The organism is Pseudoalteromonas sp. APC 3691, from assembly GCF_030408135.1.
In the GTDB taxonomy this organism is placed as follows: Bacteria; Pseudomonadota; Gammaproteobacteria; order Enterobacterales; family Alteromonadaceae; genus Pseudoalteromonas.
Window position 1 is genome coordinate 1 of record NZ_JASDCB010000055.1, and the last position, 21,273, is coordinate 21,273.

Annotated in this window: 22 protein-coding genes and 1 pseudogene; 8 read left to right on the plus strand and 15 right to left on the minus strand. The window is 38.2% G+C overall.

Annotated features, from left to right (window positions below):
• The 3 genes and pseudogenes from QL998_RS15455 to QL998_RS15465 all read left to right on the plus strand — a co-directional run.
• Positions 1-97, plus strand: a pseudogene (locus QL998_RS15455) (IS5/IS1182 family transposase); the annotation flags it as partial.
• Positions 98-421: 324 nt separating this feature from the next.
• Positions 422-1,306: a LysR family transcriptional regulator gene (locus QL998_RS15460; RefSeq protein ID WP_290193015.1), complete on the plus strand. Its 885-nt coding sequence runs from the start codon at positions 422-424 to the stop codon at positions 1,304-1,306.
• A 91-nt stretch (positions 1,307-1,397) separates the two neighbouring features.
• Positions 1,398-2,018, plus strand: a complete 621-nt coding sequence (locus QL998_RS15465) for a 2OG-Fe(II) oxygenase (protein ID WP_290193016.1) — start codon at positions 1,398-1,400, stop codon at positions 2,016-2,018.
• A 38-nt stretch (positions 2,019-2,056) separates the two neighbouring features.
• Here the strand turns inward: QL998_RS15465 and ubiA are convergent, their stop codons facing one another.
• Positions 2,057-2,935, minus strand: coding sequence for a 4-hydroxybenzoate octaprenyltransferase (gene ubiA, locus QL998_RS15470; protein ID WP_182197283.1), 879 nt, complete (start codon positions 2,933-2,935; stop codon positions 2,057-2,059).
• Positions 2,932-3,471: a chorismate lyase gene (locus QL998_RS15475; RefSeq protein WP_165744228.1), complete on the minus strand. Its 540-nt coding sequence runs from the start codon at positions 3,469-3,471 to the stop codon at positions 2,932-2,934. Before QL998_RS15475 ends, ubiA begins: the two co-directional genes overlap by 4 nt.
• Positions 3,472-3,625: 154 nt before the next feature.
• Between QL998_RS15475 and QL998_RS15480 the strand changes: the two genes are divergently transcribed.
• Positions 3,626-4,024 (plus strand): flagellar basal body-associated protein FliL, encoded by a 399-nt coding sequence (locus tag QL998_RS15480; protein ID WP_165744229.1) that lies wholly within the window; start codon positions 3,626-3,628, stop codon positions 4,022-4,024.
• A gap of 3 nt (positions 4,025-4,027) precedes the next feature.
• On the opposite strand, the gene glpG is transcribed toward QL998_RS15480, so the two are convergent.
• The 6 genes from glpG to QL998_RS15510 form a co-directional block, all read right to left on the minus strand.
• The gene (glpG, locus tag QL998_RS15485; RefSeq protein ID WP_182197285.1) at positions 4,028-4,846 is read right to left on the minus strand and encodes a rhomboid family intramembrane serine protease GlpG; all 819 of its coding nucleotides are present in this window, start codon (positions 4,844-4,846) and stop codon (positions 4,028-4,030) included.
• Positions 4,843-5,160 carry a thiosulfate sulfurtransferase GlpE gene (gene glpE / locus QL998_RS15490; RefSeq protein ID WP_010554397.1) on the minus strand — a complete coding sequence of 106 codons (318 nt, stop codon included), beginning with the start codon at positions 5,158-5,160 and terminating at the stop codon, positions 4,843-4,845. The genes glpG and glpE overlap by 4 nt, the downstream gene beginning before the upstream one ends.
• A gap of 68 nt (positions 5,161-5,228) precedes the next feature.
• Entirely contained in the window at positions 5,229-6,254 is a 1,026-nt protein-coding gene (tdh, locus tag QL998_RS15495; protein WP_024595694.1) for an L-threonine 3-dehydrogenase, read from the minus strand.
• Between the two features lie 50 nt (positions 6,255-6,304).
• A complete protein-coding gene (locus tag QL998_RS15500) occupies positions 6,305-7,498 on the minus strand; it encodes a glycine C-acetyltransferase (protein WP_182197286.1) in 1,194 nt (397 codons plus the stop codon).
• 159 nt (positions 7,499-7,657) lie between these two features.
• A complete protein-coding gene (gmhB, locus tag QL998_RS15505) occupies positions 7,658-8,221 on the minus strand; it encodes a D-glycero-beta-D-manno-heptose 1,7-bisphosphate 7-phosphatase (RefSeq protein WP_290193017.1) in 564 nt (187 codons plus the stop codon).
• Entirely contained in the window at positions 8,221-9,279 is a 1,059-nt protein-coding gene (locus tag QL998_RS15510; protein ID WP_024604045.1) for a glycosyltransferase family 9 protein, read from the minus strand. The genes gmhB and QL998_RS15510 overlap by 1 nt, the downstream gene beginning before the upstream one ends.
• A 122-nt stretch (positions 9,280-9,401) precedes the next feature.
• Between QL998_RS15510 and QL998_RS15515 the strand changes: the two genes are divergently transcribed.
• Complete coding sequence (locus tag QL998_RS15515; protein ID WP_182197289.1) at positions 9,402-10,130, plus strand: 3-deoxy-D-manno-octulosonic acid kinase; 729 nt, start codon at positions 9,402-9,404, stop codon at positions 10,128-10,130.
• 1 nt (position 10,131) lies between these two features.
• Here QL998_RS15515 and QL998_RS15520 read toward each other — a convergent pair whose 3' ends face one another.
• Positions 10,132-11,217 (minus strand): glycosyltransferase, encoded by a 1,086-nt coding sequence (locus QL998_RS15520; RefSeq protein WP_182197291.1) that lies wholly within the window; start codon positions 11,215-11,217, stop codon positions 10,132-10,134.
• A complete protein-coding gene (locus QL998_RS15525) occupies positions 11,217-12,287 on the minus strand; it encodes a glycosyltransferase family 1 protein (RefSeq protein ID WP_182197292.1) in 1,071 nt (356 codons plus the stop codon). The genes QL998_RS15520 and QL998_RS15525 overlap by 1 nt, the downstream gene beginning before the upstream one ends.
• A 169-nt stretch (positions 12,288-12,456) precedes the next feature.
• Here QL998_RS15525 and QL998_RS15530 point away from each other — a divergent pair, with 169 nt between their 5' ends.
• Complete coding sequence (locus QL998_RS15530) at positions 12,457-14,004, plus strand: capsule assembly Wzi family protein (protein ID WP_182197294.1); 1,548 nt, start codon at positions 12,457-12,459, stop codon at positions 14,002-14,004.
• 93 nt (positions 14,005-14,097) lie between these two features.
• Here the strand turns inward: QL998_RS15530 and hldE are convergent, their stop codons facing one another.
• Entirely contained in the window at positions 14,098-15,537 is a 1,440-nt protein-coding gene (gene hldE, locus QL998_RS15535; RefSeq protein WP_024604040.1) for a bifunctional D-glycero-beta-D-manno-heptose-7-phosphate kinase/D-glycero-beta-D-manno-heptose 1-phosphate adenylyltransferase HldE, read from the minus strand.
• Positions 15,537-16,127: an SIS domain-containing protein gene (locus tag QL998_RS15540; RefSeq protein ID WP_002961065.1), complete on the minus strand. Its 591-nt coding sequence runs from the start codon at positions 16,125-16,127 to the stop codon at positions 15,537-15,539. Before QL998_RS15540 ends, hldE begins: the two co-directional genes overlap by 1 nt.
• Positions 16,128-16,309: 182 nt before the next feature.
• On the opposite strand from QL998_RS15540, the gene waaA reads away from it, so the two are divergent.
• Positions 16,310-17,608 (plus strand): lipid IV(A) 3-deoxy-D-manno-octulosonic acid transferase, encoded by a 1,299-nt coding sequence (gene waaA / locus QL998_RS15545; RefSeq protein ID WP_290193018.1) that lies wholly within the window; start codon positions 16,310-16,312, stop codon positions 17,606-17,608.
• Positions 17,605-18,153 carry a DUF1415 domain-containing protein gene (locus QL998_RS15550; protein ID WP_024604038.1) on the plus strand — a complete coding sequence of 183 codons (549 nt, stop codon included), beginning with the start codon at positions 17,605-17,607 and terminating at the stop codon, positions 18,151-18,153. Before waaA ends, QL998_RS15550 begins: the two co-directional genes overlap by 4 nt.
• A 58-nt stretch (positions 18,154-18,211) precedes the next feature.
• Here the strand turns inward: QL998_RS15550 and QL998_RS15555 are convergent, their stop codons facing one another.
• From QL998_RS15555 to QL998_RS15565, 3 genes are read right to left on the minus strand one after another with little or no spacing between them, the layout of a single operon-like run.
• Positions 18,212-18,541 carry a YdbL family protein gene (locus tag QL998_RS15555; RefSeq protein ID WP_002961068.1) on the minus strand — a complete coding sequence of 110 codons (330 nt, stop codon included), beginning with the start codon at positions 18,539-18,541 and terminating at the stop codon, positions 18,212-18,214.
• An 11-nt stretch (positions 18,542-18,552) separates the two neighbouring features.
• Positions 18,553-18,750: a YnbE family lipoprotein gene (locus QL998_RS15560; RefSeq protein ID WP_002961070.1), complete on the minus strand. Its 198-nt coding sequence runs from the start codon at positions 18,748-18,750 to the stop codon at positions 18,553-18,555.
• A 2-nt stretch (positions 18,751-18,752) separates the two neighbouring features.
• Complete coding sequence (locus tag QL998_RS15565) at positions 18,753-21,221, minus strand: YdbH domain-containing protein (protein WP_290193019.1); 2,469 nt, start codon at positions 21,219-21,221, stop codon at positions 18,753-18,755.
• Positions 21,222-21,273: the final 52 nt, after the last annotated feature.

Consider the following 21,273-nt stretch of genomic DNA (forward strand, 5'->3'; position numbering starts at 1 on the left):
AGGGATAGCCACGCGGTATGAAAAGCTTGAACGAAATTATCATTCAATGCTCGCTTTAGCATTTACTATGATGTGGCTACCAATGTGGGCTGATTGATATATGTACTACAAAGATCAACAGCCCCTAGAACAATTTAATCCAAATATACTAACTAACTTACTGACTACAAATAACTTTACTTAGATAACCCATTGCAAAAATATAGATAAAATACAATAAACAACTAGTTATGAATTTAAAAAGTAATACTATTTGGTCGCTTTACTCTTTAATTAATACTAAAAGGGGGGTATCCTGCTGGAAACACGTATGAACTTACAAACGTATTTCAATATAGAATTTTACTAAACTTTAGAATAAAAAATTAATGTGTTTGATGCCCGTGGTATCTGCGACTTACTTATAAAAAGGGACTATAAAGTGAGATTTGAACAATTAGAGCAATTTGTAGCACTTGGTGTATTACGTCATTTTAGACAAGCTGCTGAACAAACCCAAATTAGTACTTCAGCGCTAACGCGCAGCATTCAAACACTTGAAGATGAAATGGGATATGAATTAGTTAAACGCTCAACACGCTCAGTTAAATTAACGCCAGAAGGCGATCTTTTTCTAGAATATGCTAAAACAACCCTATCGGAACTTGAGCTAACGAAAAAGCGGATTTTTCAATCAGTAAACGGTAATGCCAATGAAAAGCTCGTTATTGGGTATACCAATAAGGCAAGCAGCATAGTACCTATTTCTTGTGGACAGTTTTTAGCTCAATACCCTCATATAAAAATTGAGATGCAGCTACAAGATCAGCAAGAGCTAACGCGCAAACTCCAACAGGGTGAAATAGATATAAGCGTATACTCTCAAGCTATTAACAGCATTGGTAGTGACATTCACTTACCAGATCAGCTTGTATTATTTGTTTCAAAAAACCACCCTCTTGCCCATAAAAACGATATAAGTAAACAAAACCTTGATAGCTACCCGATGTTTGGCTGTTTCTCTGAGTCTAAACAAGTACAAACTATGCTTAATGAAGCGATTGATTCTTTAAATAAATCATCAAGTATTAAAGTGGGCAGTATTGAGCAAGTAATGGCAAGTGTAGTTAAATCAGATCATTTTGCTATTGCAAGCATTGAACATGCTAATGCAATCGCAGAGAATTCTGAATTAGTACAACTTAAAACAAATAAAGGTTTAAACCACGAACAACTCGTTGTACAAACAAGCCAACAGACGTCGATTACTGAACATGTAGAGCATTTACTATCGCTTATAAAAAAAGCGGGTGCTGCATTTAGCTAATCTGATGTTTCAAAAAGTGCGGCACAATAAACAGTAGCTTTTAATAGCTTTTCGGCTACACTGTCGCACCTTTTTTAAACAGCTGATGTGAATGAACACACTTTTTGGTCCTGATGTCTATTTAGATGATATAGAACGCCAAGGATATACCGTAATTCATAACGCGCTTATTGCCGATTTAGTTAACGATTTAGTTGCAGACTGCCACCGTATAAACCCTCACTTTAGCCTTGCTGGTATTGGTCGATTAAATGACTTACAAATAGATAAAGCCGTACGTACTGATAAAACCTATTGGTTTGACGGCAGCTCTCAAGCACAGCTTACCTATCAAGCAATAATGCAAAGTATAAAGACCACGTTAAATCGCAGTTTTTTTATGGGGTTATTTGATTACGAATGCCATTATGCAAAATATACACAGGGTGATTTTTACAAAAAGCACTTAGATACATTTAAAGGTCGCTCTAATCGAGTATTTACAACGGTACTTTATTTAAATACGCCTAAGCAAGGTGGCGAACTTGTTATTTATAAACCTAAAAGTAAAGAGATAGAAATAACAATTAAACCAACTGCTGGCACATTAGTAATGTTTGAAAGCGAACGCTTTGCCCACGAAGTACTTCCCGCCGTTGACGATCGCTATTCTATTGCAGGCTGGTTTAGAAAAAACGCCTCTATTAGCGGCATTATTGATCCGCCCCGATAACTCCTAATAGAGCATTTTAACAGCCTTTATTGAGGTTTTTAAAATGCTATTGGGTATGAAAGTAATAACCCTATAAAGATAGCCAAACCCACGTAATGATTATTTAAAAACGCTTTAAAACAGGCATCTCTTTCACGTTTATGAATAAGCGTTTGTTGGTATGCCAATAGGCCCGCAGCAATACTTAAACCAACGCCAAACGCGACACTTAAATGATTGCTTATACCAATAAAAGCAACCAACGCTATAAATACAGCATTAAGTAAAAAGATAATATGGCGGTCGTATTTACCAAATAAAATAGCGGTTGATTTTACCCCTATTTTTAAATCGTCGTCCCTATCAACCATCGCATACATGGTGTCGTAAGCCACTGTCCAGCAAATATTGGCTATAAATAATAACCATGCCTGCTGTGGTAGTGCATTAATTGAAGCCATATACGCCATAGGAATAGCCCAACCAAATGCAGCCCCTAAAACAACTTGAGGTAACTGTGTATAGCGCTTCATAAAGGGGTAACAAAAGGCTAAAGCCAAAGCACCAAAAGAAAGCAAAATAGTATTAACGCTAAGCATTAATACTAAAATGAACGCAATAACTATGAGTAGTAAAAATAGACTAAGTGCTTCACCACTACTCACCTGCCCTGAAGCTAGCGGCCGTTGAGCTGTGCGTTTTACCGAGCCGTCTATTTTTCTATCTGCAAAATCATTAATTACACACCCTGCGCTACGCATAACAACAACGCCCAGCGTGAATATAATAAGGTTGAGTAAGCTCGGCATCCCACTATTAGCAAGCCATAAAGCCCAGTATGTTGGCCAAAGTAATAACAAGGTACCAATGGGCTTATCTATACGCATTAACTGTATATAATAAGGAATATGTTTTGGCTTTAAAGCGGCTAATTTCATGAGTATAAATATGCTCCAGGTAAAAACACTTCACACACTAAAAACTTATATTCTTTGAGTGAGAATACACTTCGACGCCCTAGTAAGTTTTTCTCGGGTAAGTTCAATTTTGTAACTAATTGCTGAATAGGGTGCGTGTCATCAAAATAAGCAATTTCTATATCCGTTCTTTTTAATGCTGGGTCCTGAAAAATCACATCACCTAAAGGACGCTCGCCCATATTGTGCAAAGGATTAATAGAATCATTTTTCGGAAGCCAGCTTTGTGCGTACACCACAGGTTTGTTATCGCACAGTAAGAGAACTTCTCGATTCATAGCTGTTTTAGCTGTGCTGTTTAGTAGTAAGTTTTGCTCTGGGCTTAAAGTAAATAACTGCTCACTTAATACCTTTACATTAAAAGTTTTTGAGTTGCTTTTTAATTTAGCCGTTAATGAATTCTGTTCAAAAAGCCACTCTTGCTCTAGAGGAGATAAGTCACTTATATAAGAAGTGGACTGCCAATTAGCAGATATAGACAGAGGATAAGTAATCATAATAGCTCAACAAAATAAAAAACAACGAGATGATACCATTGCCAAAGCTTTTGAAAAAGTGATGTTTTATAACCATAAATAATTGCTTGGCGCTGTTTATTACCTACTATTAAGTATAAACTATTTGTAACAAGTTTTAAGAAACGCTTTAAATATGAAAAAAATAGTATACGCAGGTCTTTTTACGTTCTTTGTAAGCGTTATTAGCTTTACAGCTCGTGCTGAATCCACAGTTGGTTATTTTGGTTTTGAGCCAGATATAATCACCAACTACATTGGCGCATCAAGTAAAAAAATGGGCTATGTGCGTGTAACTATTGATTTAATGCTTACTGATACTTCTGATATTGCACTGGTTGAACACCACACGCCATTACTTCGTGATGCCCTAGTAGAGATTTTATCTAAAGAACCAGAAGAAAAAATAAAATCACTTACTGGCCGTGAAGAAATACGTGCAAAGTGCGCCGAAAAACTAAAAAGCCTGCTAAAAGAAGAAACAGGACAAGAGATCATCCGTGAAGTCTTGTTCACTAAATATTTATATCATTAGTATTTAACGTTTTGCGTTAAATATTTTGGCGGTATAGGCAAAAGCCATACCGCTAAGTAACCCACCTAAGTGCGCCCAATTAGCCATACCTACAAACAATACATCAGCAAACCCAAGCACTAACCAAATCAACATAAAGCCAACAATAGCCGTACTTACAAGCGCAGGCTTGTTAGGATTTAAAAAGCTATGAATCCAGCAAAAACCAAGTAGCCCATACACCACACCACTCAAGCCGCCAAAATTGGGGCCAACCATTAAGTATTGTGCCCAATTACTTATAAGTGCAGTTACTAAAAACAAACCTATTAGGGTGAGTTTTCCGCATTGTTTTTCGATATTGTCACCAAGCGACATCCACCAAATTAAATTAAACACTATATGCATCGCGCTAAAATGTACGAGGGCGGGCGTTAACCAACTTAAAGGCTGCGTAGGTTTAAACTGCATCATGGTGTAAATGGTCTCAAAACCACCTAGTAAAAAAGCAAAATAAACTATAACGCTTACAATACTTACGGTTTGATTTAACCAGCTAAGCGCTTTAAATCGCGTCATTAGATTAAGTGATTGCCCTTGGTATTTAAGCGGCGATTGTGTGCTACCTACATCCCATGAAGCTTGTTGATAGCGTTCATGGTTAGGGTTTTGTGTAAATTCGGCCCATAAAGGTTGTATTTGATGAAAATGCTCAGGCGCAACACTAATAATGACATTGCTACCATCTGAGGAGCTTAATTGTCCTTGTAAACCTTGGCTTTTTAAATAATCTATAAAGCCCTGTGCGGCGCGCGGGTTATTTAAACTGCCAAGCTCTATCATCGCTCTACTTTCTCGCTGTAAGCAGCTTCCCAAGCTGTAAAGCCGCCATCCATACTGTAAACGTCTTCAAAACCTTGCTCAACTAAGTAGCTAGCTGCGCCTTGTGAGCTCATACCGTGGTAGCAGACAATAATAATTGGCTGATCGAATTCTTTTTCCATCATAAATTGTGCGATATTACCGTTAGAAAGTGCTTCTGAGCCTGGAATGCGACCGGCTTGATACGAATTAGGATCGCGAATATCTGCAATTACCACGTCTTCTTTATCTAAAAGCTCTAACGTTTGCGCTATAGAAATATGTTTAAATGCCATTGAAATCTCTTTAATTAATAGTATAAAAAAGGCGGCTAAAGCCGCCCTTCTTGTAATTTAGTGAGGAACTAATCCCAGTTTAAAATTACTTTACCTGACTGACCTGAAATCATCATATCAAAGCCAGCTTGGAAGTCATCCACAGAATATTGATGTGTAATGATTGGGTTTAAATCTAGGCCAGATTGAATCAAACTTGCCATTTTGTACCACGTTTCGAACATTTCGCGACCGTAAATACCTTTAATCACTAAACCTTTAAAAATAACTTGGTTCCAGTCAACTGCCATATCAGATGGTGGAATACCCAGCATGGCAATTTTACCGCCGTGGTTCATATTATTAAGCATTGAATTAAACGCGCTTGGCACACCTGACATTTCAAGGCCAATATCAAAACCCTCTGTCATACCTAGCTCTTTCATTACATCTTCAAGCTTTTCATTGGCAACGTTTACAGCGCGTGAAGCCCCCATTTTACGTGCTAAATCTAGGCGGTATTCGTTTACGTCGGTAATTACAACGTGGCGAGCACCAACATGTTTTGCAACAGCTGCTGCCATAATACCAATTGGGCCTGCACCAGTGATAAGTACATCTTCGCCAACTAAGTCAAACGATAGTGCGGTATGAACTGCGTTACCAAATGGGTCGAAAATAGAAGCGAGTTCGTCAGAAATATTATCTGGAATTTTAAATGCGTTAAATGCAGGAATAACTAAATATTCGGCAAACGCACCTTCACGGTTTACACCTACACCCGTTGTATTACGGCATAAATGTACACGCCCTGCACGACAATTTCGACAATGCCCACACGTAATATGCCCTTCGCCAGATACGCGGTCGCCAACCTGAAAGCCACGAACTTCTTGGCCCATATCAACGACTTCACCAACATATTCATGGCCAACAACCATAGGCGTTGGAATTGTTTTACTTGCCCATTCGTCCCACTTGTAAATATGTACGTCGGTACCACAAATAGCTGTTTTGCGAATTTTAATCAGTAAGTCGTTATGACCTACTTCTGGCTTTGGTGCATCTGTCATCCAAATGCCCGGTTCTGCTTTTAATTTAGATAATGCTTTCATAATCCACACTCAACTAAAAAACCGAAGCGAGGCTTCGGTTTAAAATAAAATTAAATAACGCCCATTTCTTTACCAATACGGGTAAATGCATCGATAGCTGTATCGAGCTGCTCAATACTATGTGCCGCTGAAATTTGTGTACGAATACGCGCTTGCCCTTTTGGTACTACAGGGAATGAAAAACCGGTTACGTAAATGCCTTCAGCAAGTAATTTATCAGCCATTAACGAGGCTACTTTGGCATCTCCTAGCATTACAGGGATAATTGCATGATCTTTACCTGCACATGTAAAACCAGCAGCTTCCATTTGCTCACGGAAATATTTAGCATTTGACCAAAGTTTAGCGCGAAGCTCGCCGCCATTTTCAAGCATTTCAAGTACTTTAATTGATGCAGTAACAATTGAAGGCGCTAATGAGTTTGAGAACAAGTATGGGCGTGAACGCTGACGTAACCATTCAACAATTTCTTTTTTACCTGATGTATAACCACCTGAAGCACCGCCCAGCGCTTTACCTAATGTACCGGTGATAATATCTACACGGTCTAATACATTACAGTACTCAGGTGTACCCTTACCGTTTTCGCCAACAAAGCCAACTGCGTGAGAGTCATCTACCATTACAAGCGCATCATATTTATCGGCTAAGTCGCACACAGCTTCTAAATTACAAATAACGCCGTCCATAGAAAACACGCCATCGGTAGCAATTAGTTTAGTTTTAGCACCGGCTTCATCTGCTGCAATAAGTTGCTTCTCAAGCTCAGCCATGTCGTTATTTGCATAACGAAAACGCTTAGCTTTACATAAACGTACACCGTCGATAATTGATGCATGATTTAATGAATCAGAAATAATAGCGTCTTCTGCGCCTAAAATAGTTTCAAACAAACCTGTGTTTGCGTCAAAACATGAAGAATATAAAATAGTATCCTCTGTTTCTAAAAACGCACTGATTTTTTGCTCTAGTGTTTTATGGATATCTTGAGTGCCACAAATAAAACGTACTGAAGCCACACCAAAACCATGATTATTTAAACCATTTTGCGCCGCTTCAATTAACTCTGGGCTATTAGCTAAACCTAAATAGTTATTAGCACAAAAGTTGATTACTTTACCTGATGCAACTTCGATTTGAGCTTGCTGCTGGGACTTAATAATACGTTCGTTTTTATACAAACCTTCGGTTTTTACGTCTTCAATTTGCTGTTGTAGCTGGCTAAAAAAAGCAGATGCTCTCATCTAGGTTCTCCATATATTTGAACGGGTAAACAACCGCACTTTCGCGGCTGTTTATTATGCGGGGTATTGTAAAAGTTTAATGGGTAAAATGCACGGTTTGCAGTTCGTCGCAAACGCCCTCAGTTGGAAGGAATTCCTGCCAGTTTACAGGCTGTTTATTTATGTGTTTAAAAGTGCAGGTAAACTACTTATAGAATCGATAATTAAATCAGCTTCTTGCTTAGCGCTTTCGTCAAAGCTTTGCCCTGAACGCACTAAAACGCGTGTAGTGATGCCCGCTTTTTTCGCAGCCTTCATATCACTGAGTTTATCGCCCACCATAATACTGCAAGCAGGGTCGATATTATGCTCTTGTATGCCTTGTAATAACATACCTGGCGCAGGCTTTCTGCAACTGCACTCTTTCAAATATTCAGGGCGCGCTTTTTTAGGGTGATGCGGGCAAAAATACACATCGGTAACTGCAATGCTGTGGGCACTAAGCTGGTCTTTCATCCAGTCGGTCAGTGCTAAAAAATCAGCTTCGGTGTAATAACCTCGACCAATTCCAGATTGATTAGTGACGATTATGATTTTATAGCCTGCATCATAAAATGTTTTACAAGTGCTAAAAACACCGTCAATAAATTCAAATTTATCGCTTTGATACACATAACCATGATCAACATTTACCACGCCATCTCGGTCTAAAAAAAGCGCTTTATTTTTTTGTTGTGCATTCATTACAAAGACTCTTTTTGTACAACATGGTCAAACATCGCTTTTACATCATCAACTGTAATTTGGCTCATTAAATCATCGCCTTTTACGCGTGTCCCCCACGGTACTTGCTCAGCCGTTTTACCTGTTTGCTTAAACAAGTTTTGATGATAAACCTCTACCACGTAGTCTTGATATAAATAAGGACCTGTGCGTGCTGGATTTGAATGTGCATATAAACCAATAACCGGCGTACCAACTGTTACTGCCATATGCGCAGGACCCGTGTCGGGGGCAAGCACTAAGCTGCCACGCTTTAACACGCACAACAACTCTTTGAGTTTTGTTTTACCTACTAAATTTAAAATAGGCGTGTTGCTGTGCTCAATAATGCTATTTGCTAGGTTAATTTCAAGCTCTGTTGGACCACCCGTCAATACCACCTTAAAGCCTTGCTCGCTTGCATAATCAGCCAATGTGGCATAACGATCAGCGAGCCAATTACGCTGCGCTTTACTAGCTGCGGGCGATATTACTAATAGTTTATTAGTTAGGTATTCTGGTGTTAGTAACTCATCTGCAACCGCTTGGTCTTGCTCGGTATATGGCATGTTCCAACTCGGTTTATAATCAGAAACACCAATGGCTTTTGCAAAACCTTTAAAGCCTTCAAGAACGTGCGCCTGAGCTTGTGGATCTATTCGTTTATTAATAAATAAGCTATGTAATTCTTTTGAACGAGCCCTATCGAACCCTATTTTTACTTTTGCAGGAATACAACGCGCTACAAACCCAGCCCTTAATGCAACTTGCATATTAAGAAGCACATCAAACTTTTGGTTGTTGAAGCGTTGCTTTAAGCTTTTAAGCGCTGCTTTGCCTTGCTTTTTATCAAATACCACCAGCTCAACACCCTGTAAGTCAGCAAGTAACATGGCTTCTATTTTGCCAATTACCCAGGTGATTTTTGCATTCGGGTGTGCTTTTTGAATGGCTTGTACAGCACTCACACCATGACATACGTCACCAATGGCAGAGAGTCTTAATATACAAATAGATGAATAATTAGGAGCTTGAGTCACACATTCCCTTAGGTATTTAATACAAAAGCCGATCTTAAATTATAATCACGCTATTGCAAGCACTTATCCTGCGCTTTAAAACGCGCTAATATAGGCCTATTATTTAGCAATTACACAGAGCTATGTTTAAACAACACGTGCAAGGCAATCACACTGTATTAAGCCACCCTAAATACACAAGCCAAATTACCCTCGATTGGTTTGATACAAATTATTGGCAACAACAAAATAAAATTGTGGGTGCTAAAAAAGGCAGAGCAACAGCATGGTTTTTTAAACAAGACAAATTAACAGCCGTACTTAGGCATTATTGGCGCGGTGGTTTAGTGGGTAAATTGCTAAGCGATCAATATTTATACCCAGGGCTTGAAAAAACCCGTGTGTATAAAGAGTTTAGCTTAATGACTAAGCTTATAGAGCTTGGTTTAAACGTACCCACCCCTATTGCAGCTAAAGTAACCCGCAGCGGGTTAATTTATCGTGGTGATATTATTACCGAGGCCGTTACAGGTGCTAAAAGTGTACTCGACATATTAATTGAACGTTCATTGACTGAAGATGAGTTGGAGCGCATTGCTAAAACAATCGCGCTATTTCATTCAAAAGGCGTTTACCACGCTGATTTAAACATTAATAACATTTTATTTAATGATATTGGTGATGCGTATATTATCGACTTTGACAGAGGTGAAATAAGAACGCCTAACCCACAGTGGCAACAAAGTAATATAACACGCCTTGAGCGCTCATTTTTAAAAGAACAAGGTCGAAATGATGTATTTAATTGGCAAGTGAATGACTGGCAAACTCTGCACAGCAACTACCTCAAAACACTCGCTAATATAAGTTAACTTAGTTAGCCAATGCTAAATACTGCAGAGCAACCTGCTCTGCCTGTACTTGTTTTAGAATATCTGCGTTTTCTACATTTGGCTTATCTACTAGCACCTGCTTAACGGCATTGGCTAATGCCTCACTTTGTTGAACGGGTACTAAATATTTACTCAGCTCGCCTGTTAATATCTCGCTTGGTCCAAATGTACAATTAGTGCTAACTACCGGAGTACCCACCGCTAAAGCCTCAATTAATACCGTTGGCAATCCTTCAAAATCAGAACTCAAAACTAAAGCTTTGGCATGCTTAATCCAGTTGTACGGGTTTTGTTGAAATCCAGGCACTACTAACTGTTTTTCTATGCCATATTGCTGTGCAAGCTTTAGCGCTTTAGCCGGTTTATTACATAAAAGGACTAACTTGTATTTTTTATCAAGCTTTGCAAATGCTGCAAATAATATATCGTGGCGTTTTTGTTTGGCGAGTCTTCCTACATGAATTAAGTAAGGCTCATTTGGGATATTGTTATTTTGCTCATTTGCTTGCTGTCTTATTTTTTCAAAATCGAACGGGTTATAAATAGTCGCGATTGCACTTGGGTTAATTAAATCCCCTTGTGTTATTTCTTTTTCAACACCCTTTGATACGCAAATAAGTGATTTACCATTTAAGTTTTGCTTACTTTTTTTAAGGTATAAGTATGAAAATGGACCTAACTTTTTTTGACGTGCAAGTTCTGCATTGACGGAGTTATGAATAACAAAGTGAACATTTTTGATATTACTACGTGCAAGTAAATTATTACTTCTATCAAGGTTAGAAAGCACTAGATCAATATTGCCAATCTCGCTTTGTTTTTTTTCAAACCACGCTTCTAATCGCAAAATACTATTTTTTCGCTGCCAGAATCTATCTACCTTAGACGCTCTATCAGAAAAAAGACTATCAACATTAACTATATCAGGAATGTCATACTCAGCGTTGCTAGCAAGAGATAAAATAGTGATATTGTGATGTAGTTTCGCCATTTTTTCAGCCAAAGTAAGCATTACTTTTTCAGCTCCTCCCCCCACTAATGAATCTATTACAATAACAACATTCATCAACTTTCCCCTGCAAGCATACTTTTTATACTATTAATTATTACATCGTAACTATTTGAATTATCAAGCTGGTTATATTTATCAATAAACTCACTATAAAAAGGCTCGGTAATAACTTGAGCTATTTTTGTAGTGATTTCATCTATATCAAGATTTGTTTTAATTACAACACCCGTATTAACACAGTGATCCAAACGTGTATTTTGATCTTTAGAAATTGCACATGCAACAATAGGTGTTTTAACGGCAATTGCTTGTAGTAGGGTATCGCCGCCACTCAGTAATGCAACTTTAGCTTGATTCATTAATGCTAAAAAATCAGTGTGTTGCAAGCTTGTTAAACAAATTAGTTCATCACTTTTGGGAATGATTTTATTATAATTTGGACCAAAAACAACAACACCTTTTAGGCCTGTGAGTTTAGTTATTTTAAGTGCAGCTTCAAAATATATATCAGAACAGTTTAGGTTGTTTACACTATGGCCGCCTGAACCCGCATTAACAATAAAGTAGTCATTCGCTACTAAATTATAGCGATTTAAAACATCATGTTTTTGCTCGCTAGAGGCAAATGCAACAAAAGGCCCTACATTGCGAGGGGGAGCCAAAGAAAACATGTCTAACTTGGTAGTTTCTGTCCATGTAAGTGGCTCAATACAGTAATCAGGTTGAACCACCCAATGTGCATCAATTAAATTTACCCTGTTAAGCTTTAAGCCTTTAGCACGTTTTTTAGCATGCTGAGATATAAATACTACCTTGGCCCCAACTTTTTTAGCTGCTTTCATGTGGCCCGCGCGCCCTGCACAATCGAAAACAACGACATCAGGTTTAAATTGCGCTATAAAAGCGCAAACAGAATCTAGCTCTTTAGTTGCTGAGTGTTCGAGCAGTGTAGCTTTAAAAGGACAAGTTTTAGCATAAGGAGTATGCTTATTTAATATAAAATGAATATCGAGAGAATCAGCAACTTCTGCCTGTAAACTTTGAGCCAACAACAACGAGCGCATATACTCACCAATGCCTTCTGGCGATGATACTGGAATAAATAAAAGTCGTTTGTTGCTCATTGCATTCTCAATTTCCTATTTGAGCAGTAGTATATCAATCAGATACTTCATGCGATAGACAGGTTACATTTTTATGCATTAAATTAACGCCAAAAAATTGATTATTTACTGCATTCCACCGCTTTGATTGATAAACTTAGCCACAATATAAATCACAAGGATCTGAACTTTGCGAAACAGAATTTTTCTTCTCTCTACTCTTTTTTGCGCAGTAAGCGCATCAGTAAATGCTGAACCCTGGGTAAAGCCTGATGATTACGGCCTAAGAGCTGATATTCAACAATTAGCTGATGCGGGTGTTATTTTAGCACCTGTAACCACATACCCGCTTATGTGGAAGAGTTTTATAAGTGATGTTGAAAGCATGCCGCTGGAGCAATTATCCCCAAGTTTACAGGATGCTTTATTACGCGTTAAACACCGTTATAAATCAGAGAACAGTAGTTCGCATAGCGTTCAATTTTCAGCATTTGCAGCGACAGATCCTATTGTAGCAACAAGCTTTGGTGCAACTGATACTCAAGAAACCGAACTTTCTGCTGCTTATTCCTATTTAGGTGATAACTTTGCGGCTAAAATAGCTGTAAATTATCGTAAAGATGGTAAAAAATGTTTAGTTGATGGGAAAACGACTGATGATATAGCCACTGATGAGCAAGCTTTAACTGATTGTAACGACACCTCATTTGATGACAGCTACTTAGCATATCGCTTAGGTAACTGGATTTTTAGAGCGGGTGCTGTGGAACAATTTTGGGGCCCAGGTGTTGATAACAGCTTAATTATGTCTGGTAATGCAAAACCACTCCCTGCATTGAGTGTTACTCGAGAAAAAAGTACCGCTTTTGAAACACCATGGTTAAGTTGGATCGGCCAATGGGGCTTTACTGCACAAATGGCAAAGCTTGAATCAACGCGTGTTGTTCCTGATACTTTACTTTGGAGCAGCAGATTAAACATTCGTCCAATACAACAATTAGAAATTGCCGTGAGCTGGTCTGCTCAATGGGCTGGTGACGGACAACCTGGATCTGCAGGAGACTTTATTGATGTTATCACTGGGCAAACAGCATGTATTGATGGCAATGATAGTTGTGATAGTCAGTTAGAATCAAAAATTGGTAATCAGTTAGCGGGTATTGACGTTCGTTGGTCAGATACACTTTTTAATCAACCTTATGCTGTATATGCCAGTACAATTGGCGAAGATGCTAGTTCTCAGTTTAAACCAGCCGATAGAGCCTATTTGTATGGTGTGCAAACTACACAACGAATATACGATCAAAGCGTATTAATAAATGTAGAGTATATAGATACAAGTGTTTCATGTTCAGCTGAGTCTACAAATGAAAATTGCTACTATGAGCACTCAGATTACAAATCTGGTTATCGTTACCACGGCCGTACAATTGGTTCAACTTATGATAACGACGCCCAATCAGTTGTTTTAACTTTATTAGGCCAGCTGTCGAATGGTAATGATTGGCAGGTAAAACTGCGCAGTGTTGATTATAATAGTGACAATCGCGATCGTTATCCTAACAATCCTGACTTAGGAAATACAATTACTAAAACAGGGTTTAACTCTAAACAGCTAGAAGTACGTTACAGAATGCTTTCTATGGGCGGCCGCGTCACTTTAGGTGCTTTTGCATCAAACAATGATGACGTAGATAATGATACATCGGCATTTGCCAAATATGAATACAACTTTTAATACGTTACTTTTAATAAAGTAACGTATTAAAATTAAAAAAGGGATGAAAACACCGTTTTCATCCCTTTTCTTTTTAATAAGTAAAATCAGTAGTTACTGTTTTATTTTACTAATCACTTTTGATGTTGAGCACCCATCTAAAAACTCAAGCACTTCAACTTTTCCGCCATGGCGAAGTACATGTTCAGCACCCGCTATTTGTTCTACGGTGTAGTCGCCACCCTTAACTAAAATATCAGGGCTTATTTGCTCGATTAATTTAGCGGGTGTATCGTTTTCATCTGGACTGCCAAACGGAATAACCCAATCAACTGATGAAAGTGCGCTAAGTACCATTGCACGCTCATCTAGCGGGTTAATAGGACGATCTGCCCCTTTTAAACGCGTAATAGATTCATCATTATTTAATCCAACAACGAGTCTATCGCCTCGTGCTTTAGCTTGTGCTAAATAACGCACATGCCCAGCATGTAAAATATCAAAGCAGCCATTAGTGAATACAATTGTTTCGCCATTTTGTTTGGCAAATTCAATATGTTGAAGTACATCATCAAATGGTGTTTGGTAATGCTCGCCGGTAGTATGTAAATACTGACCAAGTTTACGACTTAACTCTTCTGGCGAGACCGTTGCTGCACCAAATTTACTAACCGCTATACCTGCCGCTAAATTAGCAATTTCGACAGCATCTTTTGGTTCCATGCCCGCACCAAGCATAACCGCGAGTGTCGCTATAACCGTATCACCGGCCCCAGTTACATCGCTTACTTCAAGCTCTTGTGCTGCAAAATCAAACTTTTCATCTGCATCAATTAACGACATACCTTGCTCAGAACGTGTAAGTAACATGGCTTTAATGCCATTTTTGCTAATTAAATCACGCGCACTTGCTGCTAAAGCCTCTTCTGAATCGGTTTGACCGCCCGCTGACTTAAACTCATGTAAATTAGGTGTAATGTAATCAGCACCTTTATATAAATGTAAGTCAGGTGATTTAGGGTCGATTAAAACAGTTTTTCCAGCGCCCTTAGCTAGGCTTACCATTTCTTTAATTAAGCTTAAAGATCCTTTGCTGTAATCAGAGAACACAATAAAGTCGTATTCATCTAGTACAAGCTCTAAGCGGTTTAGTAGTAATTGACTATGTTGCTCAGTAAACGTTTCTTCTAAATCAAGGCGAACTAGTTGCTGATGGCGACTAATAACGCGCATTTTAGAAATAGTCGGTAAATCACACACACTGACTAATTGTGAGCTTATTTTTTCACCTTTTAAAATGGTCTCTAAAATCTGCCCACTTTCATCTTCGCCAATTAAGCCCAGTAAGCCAACTTTTGCATCTAACCGTGCTATATTTTTTGCAACGTTAGCTGCACCGCCCGCTTTGTCTTCAAATTTACTTACTTTAACAACAGGTACTGGCGCTTCTGGCGAAATACGCCCTGTGTCGCCATACCAATAACGATCTAGCATTACGTCGCCAACAACTAATATACGTGCTGCCGATAAGTTTTTTAATAACGATAAATCCATTACTGCTGCTCCGCAACAACCATATCCATGGCTTCACATAACCAGTGACCTATAAACATGTGAGCTTCTTGAATACGTGCTGTTTCGTCATTTTTTATAATAATAGGTAACTTAGCAATATCTTTTACTTTGCCGCCATCCCGCCCTGTTAAAGCGACTGTAAAAGCACCTAGTTTATTTGCGGCTTCTAATGCTAAATTAATATTGTTGCTAGTACCTGATGTAGTTAAACCAATCACTAAGTCTTCTGGTTTACATAGCGCTTGAACTTGACGTTCAAACACCGTATCAAAGTGATAATCGTTGCTGTGTGCTGTTAAAATTGATGTGTCGGTGGTCAGTGCCATAGAGGCAAGCGGACCACGCTCTAATTTATAACGCACTACAAATTCCGCTGCTAAATGCTGTGCATCGGCTGCACTACCGCCGTTACCAAACCATACAATCTTGCCACCAGCTTGTAATGCACTATGGCATGCTTCTAACAATTGCATAGATTCTTGATGATAAGCCTCCATCGTTTCAAATAATGCCTGATGACGGTTTAATGTTTCAACGTAGCTAGTTGCCACTGAATCGATAATTGACATGAAAAAATTCCTCTTGGAACTGAAATGGCAGGAAAAATTAAATTCATTATTCCATAATTTTATTTAATTGTGTGTATTTTATCGGGTTATAACTGAACCCAGACCATATTTTATAACGAGTATGTTTAGAAAACGGCTATTTCACGGTAAACTAACGCCACTTCCCTTTAAGAAAGATCAGTATGGCACGCATTTTTTACTCATTCGCATTAATTATTATTAGCCCACTGATTGTATTTTATCTCTATATTTTACGAGGTAAAAAAAACCAAGGCTATCGTGCACACTTTAAAGAGCGCTTTGGGTTTGTCGGTAAGTCTTTATTTACGGTTAAAACTAAACCTTTAGTTTTTCATTGTGCTTCTGTTGGTGAGGTACTTGCCGCAACGCCACTCATTAAAGCTTTGCAAAAAGTGCATCCAAATTTAAATATACTTATAACCTGTAATACTCCAACAGGCAGAGAGCAAATACTTAACCAGTTCAAAAACTCTGTGGCGTGTAGCTACTTACCAATCGATTTTCCGTTTGCGACAGCCCGATTTTTAAAGCGTATAAAGCCACAAGCATTATGTATTTTAGAAACAGAGCTATGGCCAAATTTAATGGCGATAAGTCACAAAAAAAATATACCGGTACTTGTTATCAATGCAAGACTCTCTGAAAAGTCACAGCAAGGCTATCAAAAGGTCGCTAAATTAACGCATATTATTATGCGCTCAATTACGGTACTTGCGAGTCACAATAAAACAGATGCTAAACGTTTTATAGAGCTTGGTCTTGAGACTTCGAAAAGCCATGTAACAGGCTCTATAAAATTTGATATAACACCAAGTGAAGAGCAATTAGCTAAAGTACTCAACCTTAAACAGCTTTATAACAGTAATGAAGACAATAACGATGAACGCTTTGTATGGGTGGCAGGCTCAACACATCCTGTTGAGCATGAGCTGGTACTTTTAGCCCATCAAGAGTTACTAAAAAAGCAACCTAATGCATTACTTATAATTGCCCCGCGCCATCCAGAGCAATTTGACAAAGTGGCAGAGCTTTTAACGCAAAGCCCACTTAGCTTTAGCCGTCGTAGCCAAAATAACTACAACAATGAACAAGTACTTCTTGCTGATACGCTTGGTGAATTACAGTGTTTATATGGCGCTGCAAACGTGAGCTTTATTGGTGGCAGCTTAATTCGCAGAGGTGGGCATAACCCACTGGAATCAGCAGCGTTTTCAGTAGGTGTAATAACAGGTCCACACACATACAATTTTGACCATGTTTATCCCGAGCTAACAAAGTTCAAGGGTGCTGTAGTGGTTGATAGTAACGACGAACTCGCAAAGCAGCTTATAACGTTTAGCCAAAACACAAAAGCGTGCCAAACCTTAGGTATTAAAGCTGCGCAATGCGTAACTAAGAACCAAGGTGCTATACAAAAAACACTTACCATTATTAATCAATATTTAGAGCCAAAACCGTGACCAACATAGCTATAAGCCAAACCCGCGAATGGGTATCATCTGTTATTGTTAAATATAACTTTTGCCCGTTTGCTCGAAAAGAAGTAGAAAATAACTGTATTCATTACATAGTAAGTCCAGCAGCAAGTGTGGATGATGCTGTAATGGATATGCTTGAGCAATGTGTTGAGCTTGACCGTGAACCAGAGCGCGAAACAACCCTTATCATGTTTGACAATGGCTTTAGTGACTTTGAAGACTTTTTAGACTTGGTCGATTTAGCTAATGCACTTTCAGTCGCGCAGGGCTTTGAAGGTAAGTATCAAATCGCTAATTTTCACCCAGATTATGTATTTGCCGACAGTGATGAAACCGATGCCGCAAACTACACAAATAGAGCGCCCTTTCCTACATTGCATTTAATCCGCGAAGCAAGTATGAGCGAAGCACTTGATAGTTATAACGAGCCTGAATCTATTCCTGAGCATAATATAAATCTAGCAAGGCGTAAGGGGATTGATTTTTGGCAGCAGTTACTTGAAGGCTGTAAAAAACCGAGCGCTTAAATGCTCGGTTTAATTTTGGTTTGTAAAAAAACTTTTGCAAAACAAGTAATACCTAAGCTTATTTTTTAACCCAATTACCATTTACTTCAACGTAATGACCACTTTGGGTTTTTTCAATTGTTTTAGCGGCAGCAAGCGCTTCTACTTGTGAAAGTGACAAGTTATTCTTTTTAGCGAGCTTTAAGTACTGCGCTTTACGCTTTGCATTTATGTCATCAACAACGGCTTTTGCTTCTGCGTTTTGTACAACAAGCCCTAAATAACCAGAGCTATCCTCACCTACTAAACCTTGGTTTTTAGCGTCATCAAGGCTAATAGCCCACGCAGAGAACGACATACATACTGCACTAACTAACGTAATAATGTTTAATTTTTTCTTCGTATTCATGTTCTAGCTCCTTAAAATAACTCACTGTCGTCACTAAATAAATTGTCGAGTTCTTTATCTACTTTTACGCGAATTTCGTGATCGACCTTCACATTTAAATTAATAGTAATGGGCTCTTTAGCAGACACCTCAACACGATGCGTGCAAGCACTTAGTGCACTAATAGCACCCAGAGCGAGCAGTACTTTTATCAATAACGACTGTCTCATTATTAGTTTCCTTTTTGTGAGTATTGTTGCTCAACTTTTTGTGTAATTTCGTCACTTAAACGTAGTGCGCGTAAAAGTGTAAATACGTTTTCTTCGTGGTTATAATTAAAGTTAACCTGCTGCTGCTCTGCTTTATTATAGCCTTGCAAATTAACCCCTAGTTTTAACCAACCATCATTTTTTAGTGCCACACTGCTATTAAGTTTTTGAATATCTAAATTAGTTAATAGCCCTAAAACAGGTTGTAACTCTTGCTGTTGCTGCATTACTGAATCAAAAGCGGCATTATTGGTGATTTTTAAATTACCTGTTCCTTGGCTAAATAAACTACCGTCAATTATTTCAATTTTTCCACTATCAAAATGGACAGGTAAAGACCCCGCCAAGCGCCCCGTTAATACAATGCCCGACTTATCGTCGAGTGTAACGAGTTTACTTGCATCAATGTTTTCAAACTTAACATTGGCAACTTGGTTTGGCTTCCCTATTGTGTAGGTATCTAACGAAAATTCGCCACCAAACACACTTCCTTTTACATCATTTATAAGCGCGGTATTGTTATTAACTTGCCATTGACCTTCAATCGCTTTAACTACGGCACCCGCTCTAAACTCATTTAAATTAAAGGTAGTTGGTTTTACATTAAGCTTACCTGAATTATATTCCCCGCTAAATACACTGTTTAAATCACTCGCAAGGTAATCATTATACAGTGCACTTGTATGACTAATCCCCATATTGAACGATGCATTTTGTAAGTTTACATCGCCACTAATATAGCCATTAAATTCGCCCTCTGTTAGTTGTGCAAGTGGCTCAAATTGCCTAATAAGCGCATTTAACAGCAGCGTACTTTGTTCAGGAATAATGACTTCAAACGGATGAGCTTGCGACGACATATGATGATTTACAACTAACTCAACATCGTTTATAAATGCGTGATGCGTGGCTTTTAGTGCACGGCTTTGCAAGCCCGTAGACTCTACTTTTATATTATTAAGTTTTATGTCGGGGCTATTAACAGCCTTTATATTCGTTTTTGCTGTTAGATCAGCAAATAACTCACCTACGCCTAAATTAGCATTTGCTGTTAATTTGTTACTTATATCTGTGACTTTAAATTCTTTATATTCTGCGCTTTTTAATTGCTGCGTTAACGCTACCTCTGCGTTTAACTGTTTATCCATTTTTGCTGTTAAATCACCTTGATATTGCACTGTACTTATATCAAACGCATCTACACTATTAAGCGTTAATTTAGCATTTATAAGCCCAATTGGTTTTGAGTCTATAAACTCACTTATATTAAAGTGACCACTAAGGCTAAGCCCATTCGCTGTTGCAGGTGCAAACTCAGGCAAGTCTTCAAGCATAACGGCGTAGTCGCCTTTAATCACAGCGCCAGATAACTGAGCATTAACGCTAATATTATTTATATCGGGTGTATTTATTTGAGCTGATAAATTTGTCTGTAAGTACTCAAGTGGAGATGTAATATTTAGTGTTGTATCTGTTATTAAAAAATCGAATAGCTTATCGCCTTCACTCACCAAATTAATTACAGGTACACTGAGTTCACTACCCTCTAAGCGAATTGATTGAGGGAGTTTAAGTTGCCAATTTAAAGGAACTTGTTTGCTAAAAAAGCCTGCATATTCACTCGGTGGAATTAACTCAGTACAGCTTGGTGTTAGATTAATTTTGTTATTAAGCAAATCGGTATTAAACATTAACGCTTGGCTATTTAAATTAAAATGAGTCGCCAATTTACCAGTGGTTAATACGTTAATCTGGCACTGCTGATTTGTATGAGAAAACTCATACGTGTGAGCAAACTGGGAGCTAATATCGCCATTTAATTCAAGCTCTATACCGTCAAAGCTAAACGCTTGCTGGGTATTAAAATTAGCATCTGCAATTAATGTATTTTTAGTGTTTATAGCTTGCTTTAAAAGAGTGTCATCAATTTCAAACTGACCACTTACTTTATTAGCAGTCAAAATTGCACTCGCGTTTATATCACCCGTAACATTAAATTTATTTAGTGTGGGTTCTAATATGCTTATTTTAAGTGGCTTATTGAGCTCATCACTTTTTACTACAAGCTGTTTAATATTGATTAATGGGCGGTTTAAGGGAAGTGCTAAATCGAGATTTTTAGCAAGTTGATTAGCATTATCACTTTTAGGGAGTGAATTAACTGTTAGCACTGCATTTTCAATATCTACACGCTTTGTATTTGCAGTAATACCAGTAAGTTGTAATTGTTGATTTTGATAATTTACACACACTTTATCAGCATGAATATTTAGTTCAGACGTAATTGAAAAATCGAGACAACTTAACGTAATGCCTGCTTTTTTAAGCTCAGGCGCTATAGCCCACTGTAATAACGGCAAGCGAAACACATAACTAAGCAGCAAGGTACTTAGCAATAAAACACCAACAATTAAACCAACTCGCTTAAACATACTATCCTTAAATGCTTTGTGCTTTTAGCTAAAACTATACTAATCAAAAAAG

Excerpts from the sequence above, each read along its gene's own strand:
- QL998_RS15560 (WP_002961070.1), bottom strand. The coding sequence starts at position 18,750 with ATGAGACAGTCGTTATTGATAAAAGTACTGCTCGCTCTGGGTGCTATT.
- ubiA (WP_182197283.1), bottom strand. The coding sequence starts at position 2,935 with ATGAAATTAGCCGCTTTAAAGCCAAAACATATTCCTTATTATATACAG.
- QL998_RS15565 (WP_290193019.1), bottom strand. The coding sequence starts at position 21,221 with ATGTTTAAGCGAGTTGGTTTAATTGTTGGTGTTTTATTGCTAAGTACC.
- QL998_RS15540 (WP_002961065.1), bottom strand. The coding sequence starts at position 16,127 with ATGTCAATTATCGATTCAGTGGCAACTAGCTACGTTGAAACATTAAAC.
- glpG (WP_182197285.1), bottom strand. The coding sequence starts at position 4,846 with ATGATAGAGCTTGGCAGTTTAAATAACCCGCGCGCCGCACAGGGCTTT.
- gmhB (WP_290193017.1), bottom strand. The coding sequence starts at position 8,221 with ATGAATGCACAACAAAAAAATAAAGCGCTTTTTTTAGACCGAGATGGC.
- glpE (WP_010554397.1), bottom strand. The coding sequence starts at position 5,160 with ATGGCATTTAAACATATTTCTATAGCGCAAACGTTAGAGCTTTTAGAT.
- QL998_RS15525 (WP_182197292.1), bottom strand. The coding sequence starts at position 12,287 with ATGAGCAACAAACGACTTTTATTTATTCCAGTATCATCGCCAGAAGGC.
- QL998_RS15515 (WP_182197289.1), top strand. The coding sequence starts at position 9,402 with ATGTTTAAACAACACGTGCAAGGCAATCACACTGTATTAAGCCACCCT.
- QL998_RS15475 (WP_165744228.1), bottom strand. The coding sequence starts at position 3,471 with ATGATTACTTATCCTCTGTCTATATCTGCTAATTGGCAGTCCACTTCT.
- QL998_RS15500 (WP_182197286.1), bottom strand. The coding sequence starts at position 7,498 with ATGAGAGCATCTGCTTTTTTTAGCCAGCTACAACAGCAAATTGAAGAC.
- QL998_RS15480 (WP_165744229.1), top strand. The coding sequence starts at position 3,626 with ATGAAAAAAATAGTATACGCAGGTCTTTTTACGTTCTTTGTAAGCGTT.
- tdh (WP_024595694.1), bottom strand. The coding sequence starts at position 6,254 with ATGAAAGCATTATCTAAATTAAAAGCAGAACCGGGCATTTGGATGACA.
- waaA (WP_290193018.1), top strand. The coding sequence starts at position 16,310 with ATGGCACGCATTTTTTACTCATTCGCATTAATTATTATTAGCCCACTG.
- QL998_RS15520 (WP_182197291.1), bottom strand. The coding sequence starts at position 11,217 with ATGAATGTTGTTATTGTAATAGATTCATTAGTGGGGGGAGGAGCTGAA.
- QL998_RS15555 (WP_002961068.1), bottom strand. The coding sequence starts at position 18,541 with ATGAATACGAAGAAAAAATTAAACATTATTACGTTAGTTAGTGCAGTA.
- QL998_RS15465 (WP_290193016.1), top strand. The coding sequence starts at position 1,398 with ATGAACACACTTTTTGGTCCTGATGTCTATTTAGATGATATAGAACGC.
- hldE (WP_024604040.1), bottom strand. The coding sequence starts at position 15,537 with ATGGATTTATCGTTATTAAAAAACTTATCGGCAGCACGTATATTAGTT.